At 44.2% G+C, this 19,126-nt stretch carries 18 protein-coding genes and 3 pseudogenes; 5 read left to right on the top strand and 16 right to left on the bottom strand.

From position 1 onward, the window contains the following. Position 1: 1 nt before the first annotated feature. The 4 genes and pseudogenes from L9Q39_RS06395 to L9Q39_RS06380 form a co-directional block, all read right to left on the bottom strand. A complete protein-coding gene (locus L9Q39_RS06395) occupies positions 2 to 340 on the bottom strand; it encodes a GFA family protein (RefSeq protein WP_237484264.1) in 339 nt (112 codons plus the stop codon). Positions 341 to 475: 135 nt separating this feature from the next. After that, positions 476 to 1,150, bottom strand: a complete 675-nt coding sequence (locus L9Q39_RS20655; RefSeq protein WP_290369156.1) for a M23 family metallopeptidase — start codon at positions 1,148 to 1,150, stop codon at positions 476 to 478. 42 nt (positions 1,151 to 1,192) lie between these two features. Beyond that, positions 1,193 to 1,561 (bottom strand): annotated as a pseudogene (gene def, locus L9Q39_RS06385) (peptide deformylase); the annotation flags it as partial. Between the two features lie 10 nt (positions 1,562 to 1,571). Beyond that, positions 1,572 to 2,683 (bottom strand): IS3 family transposase gene (locus tag L9Q39_RS06380; RefSeq protein ID WP_435532812.1). Its coding sequence is split into 2 segments (ribosomal slippage): positions 1,572 to 2,431 and positions 2,431 to 2,683, totalling 1,113 coding nucleotides; the frame shifts between segments, so codons are not numbered across the junction. A 168-nt stretch (positions 2,684 to 2,851) separates the two neighbouring features. Here L9Q39_RS06380 and L9Q39_RS06375 point away from each other — a divergent pair. Both L9Q39_RS06375 and L9Q39_RS06370 read left to right on the top strand, forming a co-directional pair. Continuing rightward, positions 2,852 to 4,003, top strand: coding sequence for an IS110 family RNA-guided transposase (locus L9Q39_RS06375; RefSeq protein WP_237484262.1), 1,152 nt, complete (start codon positions 2,852 to 2,854; stop codon positions 4,001 to 4,003). Between the two features lie 436 nt (positions 4,004 to 4,439). Continuing rightward, a pseudogene (locus L9Q39_RS06370) lies at positions 4,440 to 5,636 on the top strand (IS4 family transposase). A 126-nt stretch (positions 5,637 to 5,762) separates the two neighbouring features. Here the strand turns inward: L9Q39_RS06370 and L9Q39_RS06365 are convergent. Continuing rightward, complete coding sequence (locus tag L9Q39_RS06365; RefSeq protein ID WP_237484261.1) at positions 5,763 to 6,227, bottom strand: DUF2947 family protein; 465 nt, start codon at positions 6,225 to 6,227, stop codon at positions 5,763 to 5,765. Positions 6,228 to 6,345: 118 nt separating this feature from the next. On the opposite strand from L9Q39_RS06365, the pseudogene L9Q39_RS06360 reads away from it, so the two are divergent. Beyond that, positions 6,346 to 7,361 (top strand): annotated as a pseudogene (locus tag L9Q39_RS06360) (IS110 family RNA-guided transposase). A 262-nt stretch (positions 7,362 to 7,623) separates the two neighbouring features. Here L9Q39_RS06360 and L9Q39_RS06355 read toward each other — a convergent pair. Further along, positions 7,624 to 7,989 (bottom strand): VanZ family protein, encoded by a 366-nt coding sequence (locus L9Q39_RS06355; protein WP_237484259.1) that lies wholly within the window; start codon positions 7,987 to 7,989, stop codon positions 7,624 to 7,626. A gap of 120 nt (positions 7,990 to 8,109) precedes the next feature. Here L9Q39_RS06355 and L9Q39_RS06350 point away from each other — a divergent pair, with 120 nt between their 5' ends. Then, a complete protein-coding gene (locus L9Q39_RS06350) occupies positions 8,110 to 9,264 on the top strand; it encodes an IS110 family RNA-guided transposase (RefSeq protein ID WP_237484258.1) in 1,155 nt (384 codons plus the stop codon). Positions 9,265 to 9,690: 426 nt separating this feature from the next. Here the strand turns inward: L9Q39_RS06350 and L9Q39_RS06340 are convergent, their stop codons facing one another. Continuing rightward, the gene (locus tag L9Q39_RS06340) at positions 9,691 to 10,248 is read right to left on the bottom strand and encodes a nucleotidyltransferase family protein (RefSeq protein ID WP_237484257.1); all 558 of its coding nucleotides are present in this window, start codon (positions 10,246 to 10,248) and stop codon (positions 9,691 to 9,693) included. 225 nt (positions 10,249 to 10,473) lie between these two features. Here L9Q39_RS06340 and L9Q39_RS06335 point away from each other — a divergent pair, with 225 nt between their 5' ends. Beyond that, positions 10,474 to 10,650: a phage integrase N-terminal SAM-like domain-containing protein gene (locus tag L9Q39_RS06335; protein ID WP_290369129.1), complete on the top strand. Its 177-nt coding sequence runs from the start codon at positions 10,474 to 10,476 to the stop codon at positions 10,648 to 10,650. 316 nt (positions 10,651 to 10,966) lie between these two features. On the opposite strand, the gene rplT is transcribed toward L9Q39_RS06335, so the two are convergent. The 9 genes from rplT to add form a co-directional block, all read right to left on the bottom strand. Continuing rightward, a complete protein-coding gene (gene rplT, locus L9Q39_RS06330) occupies positions 10,967 to 11,320 on the bottom strand; it encodes a 50S ribosomal protein L20 (RefSeq protein ID WP_237484256.1) in 354 nt (117 codons plus the stop codon). A gap of 40 nt (positions 11,321 to 11,360) precedes the next feature. After that, a complete protein-coding gene (gene rpmI, locus L9Q39_RS06325; RefSeq protein WP_237484255.1) occupies positions 11,361 to 11,555 on the bottom strand; it encodes a 50S ribosomal protein L35 in 195 nt (64 codons plus the stop codon). A 106-nt stretch (positions 11,556 to 11,661) separates the two neighbouring features. Next, on the bottom strand, positions 11,662 to 12,213 hold the full coding sequence (gene infC / locus L9Q39_RS06320; protein ID WP_237485517.1) for a translation initiation factor IF-3: 552 nt from the start codon (positions 12,211 to 12,213) through the stop codon (positions 11,662 to 11,664). A gap of 3 nt (positions 12,214 to 12,216) precedes the next feature. Further along, the gene (thrS, locus tag L9Q39_RS06315) at positions 12,217 to 14,142 is read right to left on the bottom strand and encodes a threonine--tRNA ligase (RefSeq protein WP_237484254.1); all 1,926 of its coding nucleotides are present in this window, start codon (positions 14,140 to 14,142) and stop codon (positions 12,217 to 12,219) included. A 350-nt stretch (positions 14,143 to 14,492) separates the two neighbouring features. Further along, entirely contained in the window at positions 14,493 to 14,942 is a 450-nt protein-coding gene (locus tag L9Q39_RS06310; RefSeq protein WP_237484253.1) for an ATP-binding protein, read from the bottom strand. 164 nt (positions 14,943 to 15,106) lie between these two features. Continuing rightward, a complete protein-coding gene (locus L9Q39_RS06305) occupies positions 15,107 to 15,439 on the bottom strand; it encodes an STAS domain-containing protein (RefSeq protein WP_237484252.1) in 333 nt (110 codons plus the stop codon). Continuing rightward, positions 15,436 to 16,674: a PP2C family protein-serine/threonine phosphatase gene (locus L9Q39_RS06300; RefSeq protein WP_237484251.1), complete on the bottom strand. Its 1,239-nt coding sequence runs from the start codon at positions 16,672 to 16,674 to the stop codon at positions 15,436 to 15,438. Before L9Q39_RS06300 ends, L9Q39_RS06305 begins: the two co-directional genes overlap by 4 nt. 175 nt (positions 16,675 to 16,849) lie before the next feature. After that, positions 16,850 to 17,890, bottom strand: coding sequence for a S1 family peptidase (locus L9Q39_RS06295; RefSeq protein ID WP_237484250.1), 1,041 nt, complete (start codon positions 17,888 to 17,890; stop codon positions 16,850 to 16,852). Between the two features lie 236 nt (positions 17,891 to 18,126). Further along, positions 18,127 to 19,122, bottom strand: coding sequence for an adenosine deaminase (gene add / locus L9Q39_RS06290; protein WP_237484249.1), 996 nt, complete (start codon positions 19,120 to 19,122; stop codon positions 18,127 to 18,129). Positions 19,123 to 19,126: the final 4 nt, after the last annotated feature.

The raw sequence follows: 19,126 nt of genomic DNA, 5'->3' as shown, positions 1-19,126 counted from the left end.
TTTAGTACCAAGCCCCATCAATCTTGCGAATTGGAATAGATGAAAGCATATCATTTTCAGCCATTCTCATATTTACCGCCAAGATCTCTTCTGGGCATTTCGCCGTTGTTACATAGTGCGTTAAACAGCCACATATATTGCAACGATGAAATTCGACTTCTTTGTCACCCCAACAATAGAAAGCGGTTTTTTTATTCACGTTAATTTGAACTTGCTCTGGAGGAAAGTAAGCCCAAGCCGCGGCATAACGGCGGCAAATAGAACAGTTACACTCGCCGACCTCTTTCGGCAGTGAACTCAACTCTAAGCGAACGTTTCCGCAGTGACAATTTAATTCCATTCGATTACTCCCTACATTCACCAAACCACGTTGAGCAATGAGCAGAGCTATCACCCAACCTAAACCGTTGTGTCGTAGACACTAAAGCCAACTCAAACCCAAAGTGCCAAGCGTTGGAAATCCGTCTTAAACGCTTTATGTGACATTAAAGCGAATAGTTTGGTCACTTTTGGGAATTCCATTGATGACAGTGCACCAGTGACCATCAGATAAAACATCATAACTATTGAAACAACAAGGGATGCCCTTAGCTGTTCTGACATCAAGACGATCCATCAGTTGAAAATGTAAATGGGGCGCAGTAGAGTTTCCGGAATGACCTAATTCTGCAACGACATCCCCAGCTTTGACCACATCGCCTACTTTGGGAACAATAGAGCCCGTTTTGGCATGTGCTATCCATGCACAGCACTCAGCGCCTTCAATAATTAAATAGTTACCACCAATTTTATGCACTTCATCTTTTTCGAATGAATAAAATAGCCCATTGTATATCGCTAACCCTAAGTCGCTTAATAAATGAAGCCGCTCTCGTTCTTTAACAAAATTGACCACTTCACGCACAACACCATCTATCGGTGAAAAGATTGGTTCGCCCCAACCGTGACAATCGGGCAATGTCACTTGAGCCATCCAGTAACTTAACTGTGATTTGGTATGAAAACTATCTTTGTGATTAACAGATTTAAATCTCACAAAGTCATAAGCGTAAGTCTGTCCAAATTGGTGAGTTCCATGGCTGGGGATACGATCACCGGGCGTATTGGCGGCCTTCCAATCTCCACGTAATGGCGGTGATACAGATATCATTTTCACTGAATTCTCCTTGGTGCTACGCGTGCCGAATCACTCTTATGAGTGTGCTTTAACGTACTTTTTAACCTTTTTCATCGCCATTTGACGCTTAAGGGGTGAAAGGTAGTCAATAAATAAGTTACCTGACAAGTGATCAATTTCGTGCTGCATTACGATAGCTAAGAAATCATCGCTTTCAATAGTCACAGGCTTACCTTCACGATCTAAAGCAGATACCACAACAGAACTAAAACGCGCTACATCCGCATAGTAATCAGGAACTGATAAGCAACCTTCTTGACCGAATACTGTGCCAGAACCGCTAACCACTTCAGGATTAACCAAAATAAGGGGGTCGTCTCGACTCTCTGACAGGTCGATAATAACAACGGCTTCCTTGTGACCAACTTGGGTTGACGCTGTAAACATCCCTTTTTTAGTGGCACTCAAAATTAGAGCTTTCCCTTTGCTGTGATTTAGCCAAATATTCCCATGGAGTGAGATCTCCCAGTGAATCATGCGGCCGTTCATGATTATATTCTTTCAACCATACTTCTGTACGGTCTCGAACTTCATTCAGCGTCTTGAACGCGTACATATTCAGAATTGCATCACGATAAGTTCTGTTAAAACGTTCAATGTATGAGTTCTGGGTAGGCTTTCCTGGCTTGATGAACTCGAGCTCTATCTGATTCAACTCTGCCCATTCAGCTAGTTGTATTGAAATAAATTCTGGTCCATTGTCCATCCGAATTTTTCGTGGGTAGCCACGCCAAGCCACAACCCGTTCAAGAACTCGAAGTACACGTGCTGTCGGTAAACTCAAATCAATTTCTATGGCGAGTGCTTCCCGATTAAAATCGTCTAAAAGATTAAATGTTCGGAAGCGACGTCCACACATTAATGAATCGCTCATGAAGTCCATGGACCAGCACATATTTGCTTGTTCAGGGACACATAGAGGCATCGGATTACGAGTTGGTAATCGCTTCTTACCTCGTCGTCGCATATTCAAGTTCAGCAAACGATATACACGATGAACACGTTTATGATTCCACTTATAATGCCATCGTTTTAGAGTCTTGAATAACTTACCAAAACCATACGCTGGATAGCGTTCAACTGCTTTCTGAAGTGCATCAATGATCTCATCATCTCGATGGGCATCTGGCTGGTATCGATAAACTGAGTCACTAATGCCAACAACTCGGCACGCTCTGCGCAGGCTAACATTGTGCTCTTGTTTCACGTAGTCAACTAGCTCACGGCGTACCGATGGCCTTACAGCTTTTTTTCGATAACATCTTTAAGAATGGAGTGATCCAAACTCAAATCAGCATACATTTGTTTTAATCGGCGGTTTTCCTCTTCAAGCTCTTTCAGTCGCTTAACATCGGAGCTTTCCATTCCGCCGTATTTGGATTTCCAGTTGTAATAGGTTGCATCTGCAATGCCGTATTCCCGACAAACATCAGACACTTTTCTACCTGCCTCAACTTCCTTCAAGATCTTAACGATCTGTGATTCTGTATAGCGTGATTTTTTCATCAGCGTTCTCCGTTTGAATCAGTTTAAACGGAAAAACTCTAAATCGGAATACACCTATTTTAGGGGATGCTTACAATGCCCCCCACGAAGTGCTAGCCTCCAATCTCGTGGGTTAGCTTGACGCCAGAGCCATAATTAGTGTGTTAACAACTAAATTTGGAGGCTAGCATGAATAACGATAGCATAATTTTCATTAGCTTAGATACACACAAGTCTTTTATCCAGGTCGCAGTTTTACAAGATCATCGTGGCGCAAAACCAGAGCACTTAGGACGAATTAAATCCAATAAATCTGCGCTGATTAAACTTGCGCAGCAATTGCAATCTAAGTATCCAAAAGCCACACTTCACTTTGTTTACGAAGCGGGGCCATGTGGATATTGGACTTACCGTTTGCTCACAAGCCTAGGGCATTGCTGCTATGTCATCGCACCTTCACTCATCCCGAAAAAATCAGGTGATAGAGTGAAAACCGACAAACGTGATGCAGCGAAACTTGCCAAGCTTTTTAAGGCTGAAGAGCTCACACCTATCTACGTTCCTGAGTCAGAAGATGAAGCCATTCGAGATTTATCTCGTGCTCGTGAAACCGCGATGAAAGATCTCAAGGACGCCAAGTTCCAACTAAAAGGCTTCCTACTTCGAAACAATATCCAAGCTACGGTGAAAGATAACTGGTCCAAAAAGCATCTACGGTGGCTGACCGACCTCATCTTGCCTCACCATAGCCAGCAAATTGTTCTGCAAGAAATGATCATTACCATCAGTGAGCGAATGCAACGGCTACAGCGACTCGATAATGAGCTGCTCCATCAAGTCAAAAACTGGCGCTATTATCCCGTCGTTAAAGCCATTCAAGCCATGCGTGGAGTCAGACTACTCGTTGCTCTCGGCACCATTGCCGAACTGGGTGACTTACGTCGGTTCGACCACCCCAGAAAACTCATGGCTTACTTAGGATTAGTACCAACTGAAAACTCCAGTGGCGGCAAGTTCAAACGCGGCAGTCTCACTAAATGTGGGAATAGCCGAGCAAGGCGACTACTCGTTGAAGGTGCGCATACCTACAAACACAAGGCGAATATCTCTGTCGAGCTCTTACGCAGGCAAGAAGGTCTGCCCAAGGAGATTGTCGACATCGCCTGGCATGCGCAACAGAGGTTGTGCCGTCGTTACCAGCGACTGCTGCAAAAAGGAAAGCATCGCAGTGTTGTTGTCGCCATCGCCCGTGAGATGATTGCCTATATATGGGCAATCGCTAGAGAAGTGGTGGTCAGCCAAGTCGATCCGAAAACTCGTATCGCAAGGTTGCCAGCATGAGAAAAGAATTAGTGTTATCGCATTGGATGAAGCATCGGGTGTGGCACAACCACCGACGGCGTTAGGACGGCAATAGAGCGCAAGCTTTATTGAACCACGAGCATAGACTGAAGACAGGTGCCACGACGGAATAAGTAAGGTAGGCTCTGTTCATCGAATGGTGAGTAATCCACGAATATCAGCATGAGAACCGACGACATTACTTGCTTCATCTATGCGGTAACACTACTACTGAAAAGCTAAAAGGCTCTGGAAATGCGTGAGCAGGAACTCTTGCATTTTAATTGACAGTGGGGGTCATATCAACGCCCTGTTCTTACGAATCCCCTCATAATTTCTATATAAAACAATGAGTAGACGCGCATCGCTCATTCTGATCTAATGAATTTCGCCAAAAACACACCTGATTTAATGGATTTAATAGGGAGTCCTAACGATGCGCGATGTTCAAATTCTACAGCAAACTCTTGAGAATCAATGCCCTGACATTCACAAAAAACGACTTAGATCTCTGATACTTGCAACCAAAACTGTACTTGATGGCTCTGACCTCACACTCACCAAAATTGGACGAGCTCTCGATACTGATACTACGGTGAAACATGCCATCAAACGTATCGACCGATTGCTTGGTAATCACAATCTACACCGTGAAAAAGAGTCCATATATAAATGGCATGCTTCCTTTATTACCCGCGCCAACCCTTTTCCTGTAGTGCTGGTTGATTGGTCGGATGTTCGTGAGCAACTGCGCTATATGACATTGCGCGCTTCGGTATCCGTTAAAGGTCGTGCCGTCACGCTTTATGAGCAGGCATTTGAGTACAAAAACTACAACTCACCCAAGAGCCATCAGCACTTTCTCGATAAGCTGCAATCCCTGATCCCCCATGGCTGCACGCCTATCATTATCTCCGACGCTGGCTTTAGAAATACGTGGTTCAGGCAAGTCGCCAGCAAAGGTTGGTTCTGGCTTGGGCGTGTACGTGGCGAAGTCTCGATTAAGTGTGGCGAGGGCGCTTGGCAATGGAATAAAACGTTTTATCCTCAAGCAACAGATAAGCCGCTGTTTTTAGGAGAAAGCCAACTTGCTAGGCGCTCACCGCTTAAGTGCTTTGCTTACTTATACAAGAGTCATCCCAAAGGCAGAAAAGCGCATCGACATAGCCGAACCTGCCAGAAACACTCGGCAGGAAAAGTGTTCCATAAAGGAGCAAAAGAACCTTGGCTTCTGGTCACTAACATCCCAAATCATGTACTTAACGGCGTTAAAATCACCCGTTTGTACGCTAAAAGAATGCAAATTGAAGAGTCGTTCCGAGATTTGAAAAGCCCCGCTTACGGGTTAGCGCTACGCCACAATCGAACACGTTGCACTAAGCGCATTGATATCTTGTTGCTCATGGCATTGATGGCCGAAATCATCATGTGGTGGAATGGCTTACGCCATGCAAGCCAAATGGCATTATGACTTCCAAGCCAACAGTATTAAACATCGCCGTGTTCTATCAATACCACGCCTAGGAGAGAAGTGCGAAATCATCGGCGATACCAGATTAACGAATCTCAATATCAATGGGGGATGTTTGAATATCAAAAACTGACACACAATTCAGGACTGGGGGAATTATGAGGGGCTCCCTCAGCGCCAGCTTAAACCGCAGACAACGCACAAAACAAGCCGCTGCATTGCACCTTAAACTCTAAAATCACTGCAAACCAAAAATGCCACGCGTTGGCTGTCGGTTTGAAGCTTTTGTTATGTTTTGGGCTCACTTCGTTTACCTAACCAAGCCACACCGTTACTCAATACTAGCGATTCATCTCGCTCAGGAAGAACCAAAATACAACCTTCATCCTCGTATAGAAAATTTCCCCAATTTCTGCGAAAAACTCCCCAGCTAGTTTTAAGACCAATTTCTCTCATCCAAAATACAATAAGAGTACTGTTGTCCGGAATGCCTATATCCTGCAGTCGATTACTAAACTCTAGAAAATTGTCGCTGTTCCAGCTTTCTAACCAGTGATAAAAGCAATTTTTTCCAGAAACGATCTTTACAGGCCACTCATCATCTCTCATTCGCATGTAGTGACGACTTACTTTACTAATATATGCAGACCATTTTTCTACACAGTCTTTTTCACTAAGAATATCGATCTGATCTAGGTCCTTTGATGACATTTTGGGGTCATCATAAAAAACGCCTGCGATTTCATTTTTCATTCAATACCTCGTGAAAAAATAACGCCCAATTAAGTTGATGAGATGGTCTCCCCCTACCACTTCACATAGCTATGAACCATGCTTGGAGTGTTCAGACCCATAGCAGAAGGAGAAGACCATGACTCAGCATAAAACCATCGGCATCGACTTAGCAAAAAATATTTTCTTTCTTTTTGAAATCAATCATAAAGGAAAGAACCTAGGGCGTAAAAAACTTCAACGAGGTAAACTACTTAACTACGTTGCAAACCAAACTCCATCCATCATCGCTATGGAGACCTGCTCTGGTGCCCATTACTGGGCTCGTGAATTTAAAAAACTTGGGCACGAAGTACTTTTATATCCGCCTCAGCATGTCAAAAGTCAGCGACGCAAACAAAAGAACGACTATAACGATGCTGAAGCGATTGCTGAACTCACGCTTTACCAACGACATCCTCCCGTCCTACACAAATCTATCGAGCAGCAAGATATTCAATCACTGATTCGAATGCGTAGATTATGCGTCACTGAAAGAACCCGCTTGATTAATCAAGTTCGAGGTTTAATTGCCGAATACGGCATTGTTATTCCCAAAGGAAAAGCCTCATTTAGGCAAGCCATTCCAGAGATACTGGAAGATGCAGAAAACCAAATATCGCCAATACTGCGTGAACTTCTATCGCGCCAGTACGAGCGCTATTTATACATCGATGAGCAAATCAAATGGTTTGAAGATAAACTCAACCAGACCGTTAAACGATTCGATAATGCCAAGCGATTGATGTCAATTCCTGGCTTTGGGTCACTCACCAGCCAAGCGGTGGCGGTCTGGCTCGGTTCAGGTCAACAGTTTAAAACTGGGCGAGATGCCTCTGCGGCGATGGGGCTTGTTCCAAAGCAAGATACGACAGGCGGGAACGTAATGCTTCTAAGCAAGGTAATACTTATATTCGGTCCTTACTTGTTCATGGAGCTAGGACAGCTTTGAGACGAGCCAAGTTTAAACTGAGCAAATGGATGCTGGATTTACAAGAACGACGGGGACCAAACCGAGCGGCTGTCGCGCTTGCGAACAAGCTCATGCGAATACGCATGGGCAATCACAACAAAAACGAAGAGTATCAACCAAAATTAGCTGACACAGAATTCTGAACGCCCTCCTAGCTTTTAAAGTCGATAAGTTGATCAGGACCTCGTGTTCGACTGCCTCATATTGCTCAAGGCAATAGCCGTCAAAACAGGCCGTATATATGGTAGTTAACCTGCGCTTTTAATCACACTGCTAACTTACAAAACTGGGGAGACCATACAGGTGAGCAACGCATACCACCTAACCTAAACCTTTACACCGTAAACACTTACCCCAACTTAGAATGCAAAACGCCAAGCGTTGGGAATCTATCTTAAACGTTTGTTATTGCGATTTTTCCTTCAGAATCATCGACCGAGCAAAAGACGCAATTAAGATACCTACGACTAGCCCTAAACCATTTGCGCCTAAGTCAAGCCATTCACCATAGCGATTTACATATGGCTGAACTAATTCAATTACACCACTACAACCTAAGAATCCTACGATAAATAACAGCCACTTTTCTGGTCTCGCCAACGCAACTGGAAATGCCAAGGCTCCATAAGCAATAAAATGGTGAGTTTTATCTGTACCTGGAACCGAAGGAAGACTATCTACTGGATACAGGGACAAAACCGTAATTAACAGAGCTATTATAATTGTGAATAGCAGCCAATGAAGTTGAACTAAATTTAACAAAGATTTCATAATATACCCCGAATCGCTATAGACATAATGCCCCCCACGAAGTGCTAGCCTCCAATCTCGTGGGTTAGCTTGACGCCAGAGCCATAATTAGTGTGTTAACAACTAAATTTGGAGGCTAGCATGAATAACGATAGCATAATTTTCATTGGCTTAGATACACACAAGTCTTTTATCCAGGTCGCAGTTTTACAAGATCATCGTGGCGCAAAACCAGAGCACTTAGAACGAATTAAGTCCAATAAATCTGCGCTGATTAAACTTGCGCAGCAATTGCAATCTAAGTATCCAAAAGCCACACTTCACTTTGTTTACGAAGCGGGGCCATGTGGATATTGGACTTACCGTTTGCTCACAAGCCTAGGGCATTGCTGCTATGTCATCGCACCTTCACTCATCCCGAAAAAATCAGGTGATAGAGTGAAAACCGACAAACGTGATGCAGCGAAACTTGCCAAGCTTTTTAAGGCTGAAGAGCTCACACCTATCTACGTTCCTGAGTCAGAAGATGAAGCCATTCGAGATTTATCTCGTGCTCGTGAAACCGCGATGAAAGATCTCAAGGACGCCAAGTTCCAACTAAAAGGCTTCCTACTTCGAAACAATATCCAAGCTACGGTGAAAGATAACTGGTCCAAAAAGCATCTACGGTGGCTGACCGACCTCATCTTGCCTCACCATAGCCAGCAAATCGTTCTGCAAGAAATGATCATTACCATCAGCGAACGAATGCAACGGCTACAACGACTCGATAATGAGCTGCTCCATCAAGTCAAAAACTGGCGCTATTATCCCGTCGTTAAAGCCATTCAAGCCATGCGTGGAGTCAGACTACTCGTTGCTCTCGGCACCATTGCCGAACTGGGTGACTTACGTCGGTTCGACCACCCCAGAAAACTCATGGCTTACTTAGGATTAGTACCAACTGAAAACTCCAGTGGCGGCAAGTCCAAACGCGGCAGTCTCACTAAATGTGGAAATAGCCGAGCAAGACGATTACTCGTTGAAGGTGCGCATACCTACAAGCACAAAGCGAACATCTCTGTCGAGCTCTTACGCAGGCAAGAAGGTCTGCCCAAGGAAATTGTCGATATCGCATGGCATGCACAACAGAGGTTGTGTCGTCGTTACCAGCGATTGCTGCAAAAAGGAAAGCATCGCAGTGTTGTTGTTGTCGCCATCGCCCGCGAGATGATTGCCTATATATGGGCAATCGCTAGAGAAGTGGTGGTCAGCCAAGTCGATCCGAAAACTCGTATCGCAAGGTTGCCAGCATGAGAAAAGAATTAGTGTTATCGCATTGGATGAAACATCGGGTGTGGCACAACCACCGACGGCGTTAGGACGGCAATAGAGCGCAAGCTTTATTGAACCACGAGCATAGACTGAAGACAGGTGCCACGACGGAATAAGTAAGGTAGGCTCTGTTCATCGAATGGTGAGTAATCCACGAATATCAGCATGAGAACCGACGACATTACTTGCTTCATCTATGCGGTAACACTACTACTGAAAAGCTAAAAGGCTCTGGAAATGCGGGAGCAGGAACTCTTGCATTTTTAATTGACAGTGGGGGTCATATCAACGCCTTGTTTAAGGTGTGAGGCACGCAATACACAAGCTACCGCATACCACCTTAATCACTTAAACCAACGCATAGTAAAAATGCCACGCGTGCCGAATCACTCTTAAATTGTTTGTAGGTCAACTCCAAGGGAGCACCTGTACTTTTTGCCACCTAGCCTTATAGCCATCGGTCATTTTGTTGTAGTGAGCTTCTGTCATTGCCTTTCTGTTAGGTTTGATCAACATATTAAATGCGTCCTCTACCCCATAGGGAGCGAACAATTTAATGTTTCCTGAGCTATCTAGAGTGAACCCAATAGCAAAGGCAGAAAGCCAAGACTCGATACCTTGTTCGACACGCTCGTATGCCTGAATGGAACAACCAAACTTCTTTAAATAGCGCTCATGTATAATTGCTTGGTTTTTTACATCAACGTCCACACCATGACTCAACCGTGAACTAATACGATTTTTGAACTCATCTTCGGTGGCATGATTAGACCTGTCAAAATAAACAACATCGAAGTCTTTAACTTGAGCAAGAAACGATTTACTTTCGATACTGTTCCAGATGATTTGAGTAATAACACCGCCTGCGATATAGAAGTTTGGCAGCCCTACTTCCCGGCACACTTCAGCTGTTTCGATCAACTCTGGGACTTGCTGAATTAGATGCTTGAGTTTTTGTTTATTCATCCTGACCTACTAACGCTCTATACACGGAATTATTCCGTACTTTGCCCCAAAACCATTTCCGCATAAGTCGACAATATACTACTACGCAAACAACAATCCCCTATAAAACCAGTTGATTAGTATGAGTTTTTGATTGTACATCAAAAAAAATGGATTATTTCCATATAAGTTGAAAACATTCCTTACCGTCAAATACTGTGAATGTAATCAGTATTGGAGTAAAGCATGAAATCACCTATTTTAAACGACATTCGGGAGATTATGTATGCTAGGCATTATGCTAAAAACACGGTTAATGCCTATCTATCATGGATACTTCAATACATCGTCTATCATGATAAAAAGCATCCTAAAGAATTGGGGTCAAATCAAAGCAGGTTGAAGAGTTCCTTTCCCATTTGATTACGGCACGTTGAGAATCTGGAAAGCAAAAGGTAAAAAAGTCGTATTGTCACACTAGCGCTGGAGCTATTCCCTACATTGGTTCAACAGCGACAGCATGCAACCAACCTTTGGAGACGAGATAAAAAACCACACAACTATGCTGAAGTGTGGTTACCCGATGCGCTATCGAAAGAATATCCTAACACAAATAGATACTCACGCTGTTAATCAGGGTGCGGCAGGGGTAATGAGTCCGCAATCGACAATATTGCAGACATAAAAAAGGAGAGCTTTCGCTCCCCTTTCAATAGACCTAAACTGCTTTAATTAAAAATTAAAGAGCAGCTTTCGCTTTTTCAACTAGAACTGCAAATGCAGCTTTGTCGAATACCGCGATGTCAGCAAGGATCTTACGGTCGATCTCGATAGATGCTTTCTTAAGACCGTTGATGAAACGGCTGTAAGATAGACCATTTTGACGAGATGCAGCGTTGATACGCGCGATCCATAGTTGACGGAACTGACGCTTCTTAGTGCGACGGTCACGGTAAGCGTATTGACCAGCTTTAGTAACTGCTTGGAAAGCTACGCGGAATACACGTGAACGTGCTCCGTAGTAACCTTTAGCTTGTTTTAGAACTTTCTTATGACGTGCACGAGCTTGTACACCACGTTTTACGCGAGGCATTGTGTCTCTCCTAAACTAAACGATTGATAAACTAAAAGAATTAAGCGTATGGAAGCATACGTGCAACTGCAGCCACTTCACATTTTGGAAGGATTGCATTTGGACGAAGCTGACGCTTGTTCTTAGTAGTACGCTTGGTCAGGATGTGACGCTTAGTAGCGTGCTTGTACTTAATACCACCAGCAGTTTTCTTAAAACGCTTAGCAGCACCTTTGTTGGTTTTCATCTTAGGCATGATGAATAACTCCGCATTGTTAGTTGTTAAATAAACGTGTAATTAGGGCGAATAAAACCCTGTAACTGTTGCCAGCTACAGGGGTCCATTACTTGTAAGCCGTTAATTACTTCTTCTTAGGGGCTAGAACCATGATCATTTGGCGGCCTTCGATTCTAGTCGGGAAAGATTCTACTACAGCTAAATCTACAGTATCTTCTTTCAGACGATTTAGAACGTCGACACCAATATCTTGGTGAGCCATTTCTCGGCCACGGAAGCGAATTGTTACCTTCACTTTGTTGCCTTCTTCTAGGAAACGCGTCAGGTTGCGTAGTTTTACCTGATAGTCTCCAATATCAGTCCCAGGACGGAATTTTACTTCCTTAATCTGGATCTGTTTTTGCTTCTTCTTCTGCTCTTTAGCAGCTTTGCTCTTCTCGAAGAGGAACTTGCCATAGTCCATCACACGACAAACTGGTGGCTCGGCGTTAGGGCTGATCTCTACGAGATCCATACCAGCTTCTGCAGCTGCATCTAGTGCTTCTTGAATAGAAACAACACCAACAGATTCACCATCTGCACCTGTTAAGCGAACTTCACGAACGCCACGAATTTCACCGTTTAAACGGTGCTGGTTTTGTTTGGCCGGTTGTTGGCCACGTCTTCCGCCTTTAATAGCTTATTCCTCCAGATTGAGCTTACGGCTAGAAACCTCGTCTTGGATGTATGCAATAAAGTCATCCACTTTAAACTTGCCGAGGTCTTTACCTTTGCGTGTACGTACTGCAATTTCGCCAGCTTCCATTTCTTGGTCGCCACAAACAAGCATGTACGGGATACGCTTCAAAGTGTGTTCGCGGATTTTAAAGCCAATCTTCTCATTTCTCAAGTCCGCTTTGGCTCTAATTCCACTTTTTTGCAGTTTTTTTGTTACTTCTTGAACATATTCGGACTGTTTGTCCGTAATATTCATAATAACAGCCTGCTCAGGCGCCAACCATGTTGGGAAGAAGCCTGCATATTCTTCAATCAAAATACCGATGAAACGCTCAAGCGAACCTAAGATCGCACGGTGAATCATAACCGGAACTTGACGTTCGTTGTTCTCATCTACATAAGTCGCGCCAAGACGACCTGGTAGGTTAAAGTCTAGCTGAACGGTACCACACTGCCATGCACGGTCTAGGCAGTCATACAGAGTAAACTCGATCTTAGGACCGTAGAATGCACCCTCGCCTTCTTGAATTTCGAATGGAATTTCCATTGCTTCAAGAGACTGCTTCAGGGCTTCTTCAGAGCGATCCCAAATTTCGTCAGAGCCAACACGTTTTTCTGGACGCGTAGACAGTTTTACAACGATGTTGGTAAAGCCGAACGTATTATACGTGTCGTACACCATTTTGATACAAGAAGTGACTTCTTCTTGAATCTGGCTTTCAGTACAGAAGATGTGTGCATCATCTTGAGTAAAGCCACGAACACGCATGATACCGTGTAGTGCGCCTGATGGTTCGTTACGGTGACATGAACCGAACTCAGCCATACGCAGGGGTAAATCACGATATGATTTTAGACCTTGGTTAAAGATCTGCACGTGACCCGGACAGTTCATCGGCTTAATCGCATATTCACGGTTCTCAGAAGACGTCGTGAACATCGCATCCGCGTACTTATCCCAGTGACCAGAGCGTTCCCAAAGCACGCGGTCCATCATTAGAGGACCTTTCACTTCCTGATAATCATACTCAGTCAGTTTTTCACGAACAAACACTTCTAGGTCACGGAATACTGACCAACCATTGTGGTGCCAGAAAACCATGCCCGGTGCTTCTTGCTGCATGTGGAACAGGTCAAGTTGCTTACCGATCTTACGGTGGTCACGCTTCGCCGCTTCTTCTAAACGGGTTAGGTGCTCTTTCAGTGCTTTCTTGTCGTGGAATGCCGTACCGTAGATACGCTGCAACATCTTGTTGTCGCTGTTACCACGCCAATATGCGCCTGCAACATTCAACAGTTTAAAGTGTTGGCAGAAGCTCATGTTCGGTACGTGTGGACCGCGACACATATCAATGTATTCTTCGTGATGGTACAGACCTGGACGATCATCTTTCGATACGTTCTCGTCCAAGATTTCCATCTTGTAGCTTTCGCCGCGACTCTCAAATGTGTCACGAGCTTCCTGCCAGCTTACCTTTTTCTTGATAACTTGATACTTGGTCTTCGCTAGCTCTTTCATGCGTTTTTCGATTTTTTCCACATCTTCCATTGTCAGGGAGTGGTCTAAATCAATGTCATAGTAAAAACCGCTATCGATAGTTGGACCGATCGCCATTTTCACATCTGGATAAAGCTGCTTAATTGCGTGACCCAGCAGGTGCGCGCAAGAGTGGCGTACAATTTCAAGACCGTCTTCGTCTTTCGCCGTGATGATTTCTAAACTTGCGTCAGCTTCAATAAGATCACACGCATCAACGCGTTCACCATCGACACGACCGGCGATGGTTGCTTTCGCAAGACCAGGACCGATAGAAAGTGCGACATCCATTGTAGAAACTGGGTTATCAAATTGACGTTGGCTACCGTCAGGAAGAGTAATTACAGGCATGATATATCCTATTACAGTGGTCTTGCACACCAAGCAAGACTTGCATTTCAATTAATTGGTGCTTACCGCGCTTGTGTATGCGCATCAGAAATAAACACCTCGTTTAAACTCGCTTCCTTTAGATGCAAATACGGATGCACCCTGTAAAGCGAACGAGCATTTTAACCAATGCGCAAAAAATAACAAATTAAATTGCGGTTAATCTTTCCGGTGTTAGTCATATCGTATTAACTTGCCCCTGTCGAACGGGCTTGAAGGAACCATTGCCAGGCTTTTTTCGCTAACATTAATGCTAAATCACCTTAGTCAACCACGATGACAATCCAACACCAATTTATATCACCTTCCCGCTACAAAGGTATTTTCTTAATCAAACGAAAGACGTTTTTGTTTTGCTCTCGATTGAGCTCCACTTTATCGACCAACGCTGCCAATATAATAAAACCACGCCCGGAGGTAGACCAAGTGTTGGGATCATCCACTTCCGGCTCCAAAAAATCGGCTTCCAATGCGGACAGAAACTGACATTGCGGCATCTCAACACCAAAATTCGCGACATCGATAATCATTACTCCGTTGTGGTACTGGCTAAATATCTCAATCGGTTCGCCATCACGATTTTCATAAGCATGTTCATAGGCGTTATTGACCAACTCAACCACACACAACTCCAATTCAACCACTACGGTATCGCTCACATCAGACTCGCGCCAAAATAGCTTAAGATCTTCAGCAACCACTCGTGAGGTTTCTATTGAGCTGGGATACTGCCTGGAGAACACCTGTTCTCGAACTTCCATATGTTTCGCTCCAACGGGTCAATAAATAATGGGGCTGTCAACGCCCCTGTGCATCAGTCATAACAACTCGACGATTTCGACTAAGCTTGAGGGTTGGGTTGCTCCATTTTCCCACGTCTATCCACTATTACTCTATCGCCGCCATTACTGAGTGATTTAAGCGATTACGCTTGTGGGACCATCGCTTGTTCTAGACTGTCGTAGGTTTTAACTAAGCGATCCATGCGTGTCAATTTCAGAAGATCGCGTACCGCAGGGGTTGCGCCAACAAGCACTATCTGTTTATCACGCAATAACTTATACATTGCCATTATTGCGCCAAGACCACTACTATCCATAAACGTTACCGAAGAGAGTTCAAGAAGCAGGTTGGGTCTAATATCCGCTTGAATATCTTCTATCGCCTGACGAAAACCTGAGGCAAGCTTGGCATCAAATCTCGGCTCTTGAATATGAACAATAGTAAAATTTTGATTATTAAACACTTCATACTTCATCTTGACTCCTTAGACTCAGGGATCCATTTACAGGCAAGAATACTGATGTCATCCTCAAATAGAACTGAGCTTTGCCATTGACTGACTGAAGCCACGATGTGTTGTGGCTTGTCGCTAAATGGCTGTAGGTGAATGGTATCGATAAGATCTTTTAAGCGTTGTTCTGAGTAAAACTCACCCTCTACGCGTGCCTCGGTGATGCCATCGGTATAAAACCAAATCTCATCATGGGGTTGTAACTTGATGGTGTGCGCTTTGTAGTCAGCAAAATCAAACATGCCAACGACAAAGTTATTATCGGATAAAAACTCGGTACTTTGCGGATTTGCTATCGCTCTAATCACCGGAGGATGACCGGCAATGCAGTAATTTAATTCGCCACTCTCTCGATTCAACACCGCATAAACCATCGTAAAATAGAGAGGATTGCTATCGTCCTGGGTGTAAATCTCATTCAGCTTCGTCACCACATCCGCGGCAGAGCGTATTGACTTGTGTTGACCTTCGACCTTAAACACCACAGAGCTTTCGCCATTAATAACGGAAAGAGTCTGTTGCACTGAAAAAGAGAGCAAAGCAGAAGCAACACCATGCCCAGAGACATCGATAAGATACAAGCCAAGGTGCTGTTCATCCAATTCCATATAGCCAAGGATATCCCCGCCGATTTGCGCACTCGGCATAGAGACATAAGCCATTTGAGCTTGATTGAATGCGGTCTTTCTCGGCAGCAACTGTCTAATAAAATCACCTGCCGAATCGAGATCGCCGCGAATAGTGGCATACGCTTGATCAAGCTGTTGATTCTTAGTGAGTAGTTCAATGTGCAGATTGAGGTTACGAAAACCCGCTCTAATACGTGCATCCAGCTCATCAATGGCGGTATTTTTTGCCACGAAATCGTCAGCACCTGCATCGATTCCGCTGATAATGGAATCTTTATCATCTTGGGATGAGAGCAAAACAAAAAAGATGTAGCGATTGTAATTGGTCGACTTGAGTCGCTTACACAACTCAACCCCATCCATTTTCGGCATTACCCAGTCGCTCAATACGAATTGGATCTGTTCACTACTATCGAGTATTTCAAGCGCTTCATGACCATGGTTTGCCACTGTCACTTTATACCCACGCTTTTCTAATAACGAACTAATGAGCAGTTGAGTGGCTTTATGGTCCTCAACGAGCAAAATTTGTTGCTGTCGACCTGATTGTGTTTGCTCATCTGCCGCCATCTGGTCAGTATCCGTCTCATTTATAAAGCAATATCTACTAGGATAGGAAATCGACTGATAGTTACCAAAAAATTTAGGCGTTCTTTACCTTAGGGCGGCTTATACCCAAGTTACCTCGCTTCTTGAGGTAACTTGGGTATATGTGTGAATAAATATGATTTCTAGCGGGCTTAATTTATACGATACTTCGGCGTCTAAAGCGAACTGATGCTGCGACTAGAGCCATCAATAACAACCAGTTCAGTGATACGGTTCCACCGCTATCGCTGGAGCTCGTGCTAGAAGTTGAGTCTGAACCATAGACATAATCATAACGCTCTTGATCCGTCACCGTATAAACGGGCGTTTCATTACCACTTAACACACTGCTTACCCATGCGGAGTAATCCGCGACTTCTGTGAAAACAGCAGTATCAGTGTTGAATTCGTTAGAGCACCCTGTCCAACCATAACTGGTCACGCCAATTTGTACATACTGGCTACCATCGTACCAAAACAGTGGACCGCCTGAATCACCATTGCAGGTGGAGTTTCGGACGTCCGTCGAGAAATTATAATCACCAGTGGTGCAGATCTGTGAATCACCAGCGCCAAGGGAACAGTTGGCTTGTGTTTGATAGTTAAGGGTTGTTTGCAATAATTCTCCGTAACTCCCAGTCTCGGTGATACCATAACCTACGGCAACAAACTCCTCATCGGTTTGACGATAGCTTGAAGCTTGGGACGATAAACCTTGCACTGTATAGGCATTGCTATCGACATTCATGGGAGTTTCCAGCTTAATAATAGCAATGTCGTTAGGCCACGGAACCGCTTCGGATATCGCAGAGTCAACAAAATCAGGGTGGGCATAAAACTCTGAGGCTCGAATGGGCGTCACTAAGCCATTCACTGCATCCGATTCATCATTCATCTGCGGTACGACGGAGGTATAAATGAGATAAGGTTCGAACACCTCATCACCGTCATAAAGACAGTGCGCCGCGGTCAGGACATGCTGCTCATCAAGTATCGTACCGGTACAGTAACTTTCTTGATCGCCACCATAATCTGAAGCATCGTAATAAATTGAAGCGATGGATGGCCACTCTTCCGCACTGGTATCAGTGCCATTAAAGATCATGGCTGAAATATCCGTCGATGCTTCGGCAGATGTTGAGAGGCACCCTAATGCGGCAAGCATAGTCACGACCGCAGATTTGTTTGTTGTGAACACTGTTACATCCTTATCTCTGTTCCTACCTCCGAGTGCGTGCCAGCGTTTTGCAAAGCAAATCGCAGATAGCACCAACTCGATCATTCTAGAAATTATAAAAATTAAAGTTTATATATCAAATAGATACAAGACCCGTTATTTATAAAATCAGAACAGTGACAGATTAACATAGACGTAAGTCTTTAGAGTAATTATTTTATACTATCACTCTCAATCACACGCTTTCCCGTGGCATTTTACCTAGGAATGTAACTCAGCAAATGTTGTTTCACCGAATCACTGGCAAACGCGTTGCCTACACTATGTCTGTAAATAGCGTAGTAATCGTCGATTGTTAGATCAAATGTCTCCATCACCTTGCGAACTTCATCGGTCATGGTCGTGTTCGATACGGTGCGATTATCCGTATTGATGGTCACAACAACGCCGTCATGATAAAAGTCAGCAATAGGATGCTGCGGCAGAGACTCAATGCATTTGGTATTTACATTACTGGTAGGACAGACTTCCAGTGCGACAGCTTGCTGCTTGACCATATCATAGGCCGCTTGATGATCTTTGATATAGACACCATGACCAATGCGTTCCGCCCCAAGTAAGGTGACTGCATCTAGCACATTTTTGCCATACCACTGCTCTCCCGCGTGAACGGTCAAACGATAACCTAATTGAGCGGCATAGCGGGTAAATTCGGTATACTTCGCACTAAAATCTGGTTGTTCACCACCAGCAATATCAAACGCAACAACGCCATTATTAAGCCACGTTTTACCCGCATCTAACATCGCCTTCACGTTGTCTGTTGGCATATTACGCACAATGGATAAGATATAGTTGCCCTTGATATCGTATTGCTGCTCTGCTCGTTGCATACCACGAATCACACTATCAATGATCTGTTCTACGGATAGCCCATTGCGGGTATGTAATAGTGGCGCAAAGCGAACTTCTTGATATTTCACATTCTCTTGCGCAGCATCTTCATACAACTCAAACGAGATACGCTCCAACGCTTCCTCGGTCTGCATTAATTGGATTGGCAACTTAAAGCAATCAATATATTCATCCAAGTTTTGACAATCTTCCGGGGCAACAAGTAAGTCAAGCAAGACCTGTTCATCGTCAGGAACACTCACGCCAGACTGCTCGGCTAAATCACGTATTGTTTGTGGTCTCACACTGCCGTCTAGGTGACAATGCAGTTCAATTTTTGCTAATTGTTGGTAATCCATCTGA

Source organism: Vibrio hippocampi (assembly GCF_921292975.1).
GTDB lineage: Bacteria > Pseudomonadota > Gammaproteobacteria > Enterobacterales > Vibrionaceae > Vibrio > Vibrio hippocampi.
The sequence above is the reverse complement of the archived record's forward strand: the minus strand, read 5'-3'. Positions and strand labels throughout refer to the sequence as shown.

Bases quoted from the DNA above. Each gene is read 5' to 3' on its own strand.
- L9Q39_RS06395 (WP_237484264.1), bottom strand. From the start codon at position 340: ATGGAATTAAATTGTCACTGCGGAAACGTTCGCTTAGAGTTGAGTTCA.
- L9Q39_RS06300 (WP_237484251.1), bottom strand. From the start codon at position 16,674: ATGGCGGCAGATGAGCAAACACAATCAGGTCGACAGCAACAAATTTTG.
- L9Q39_RS06340 (WP_237484257.1), bottom strand. From the start codon at position 10,248: ATGAATAAACAAAAACTCAAGCATCTAATTCAGCAAGTCCCAGAGTTG.
- rpmI (WP_237484255.1), bottom strand. From the start codon at position 11,555: ATGCCTAAGATGAAAACCAACAAAGGTGCTGCTAAGCGTTTTAAGAAA.
- L9Q39_RS20655 (WP_290369156.1), bottom strand. From the start codon at position 1,150: ATGATATCTGTATCACCGCCATTACGTGGAGATTGGAAGGCCGCCAAT.
- thrS (WP_237484254.1), bottom strand. From the start codon at position 14,142: ATGCCTGTAATTACTCTTCCTGACGGTAGCCAACGTCAATTTGATAAC.
- L9Q39_RS06350 (WP_237484258.1), top strand. From the start codon at position 8,110: ATGAATAACGATAGCATAATTTTCATTGGCTTAGATACACACAAGTCT.
- L9Q39_RS06335 (WP_290369129.1), top strand. From the start codon at position 10,474: ATGAAATCACCTATTTTAAACGACATTCGGGAGATTATGTATGCTAGG.
- L9Q39_RS06355 (WP_237484259.1), bottom strand. From the start codon at position 7,989: ATGAAATCTTTGTTAAATTTAGTTCAACTTCATTGGCTGCTATTCACA.
- rplT (WP_237484256.1), bottom strand. From the start codon at position 11,320: ATGCCTCGCGTAAAACGTGGTGTACAAGCTCGTGCACGTCATAAGAAA.
- L9Q39_RS06365 (WP_237484261.1), bottom strand. From the start codon at position 6,227: ATGAAAAATGAAATCGCAGGCGTTTTTTATGATGACCCCAAAATGTCA.
- L9Q39_RS06310 (WP_237484253.1), bottom strand. From the start codon at position 14,942: ATGGAAGTTCGAGAACAGGTGTTCTCCAGGCAGTATCCCAGCTCAATA.
- L9Q39_RS06375 (WP_237484262.1), top strand. From the start codon at position 2,852: ATGAATAACGATAGCATAATTTTCATTAGCTTAGATACACACAAGTCT.
- add (WP_237484249.1), bottom strand. From the start codon at position 19,122: ATGGATTACCAACAATTAGCAAAAATTGAACTGCATTGTCACCTAGAC.
- L9Q39_RS06305 (WP_237484252.1), bottom strand. From the start codon at position 15,439: ATGAAGTATGAAGTGTTTAATAATCAAAATTTTACTATTGTTCATATT.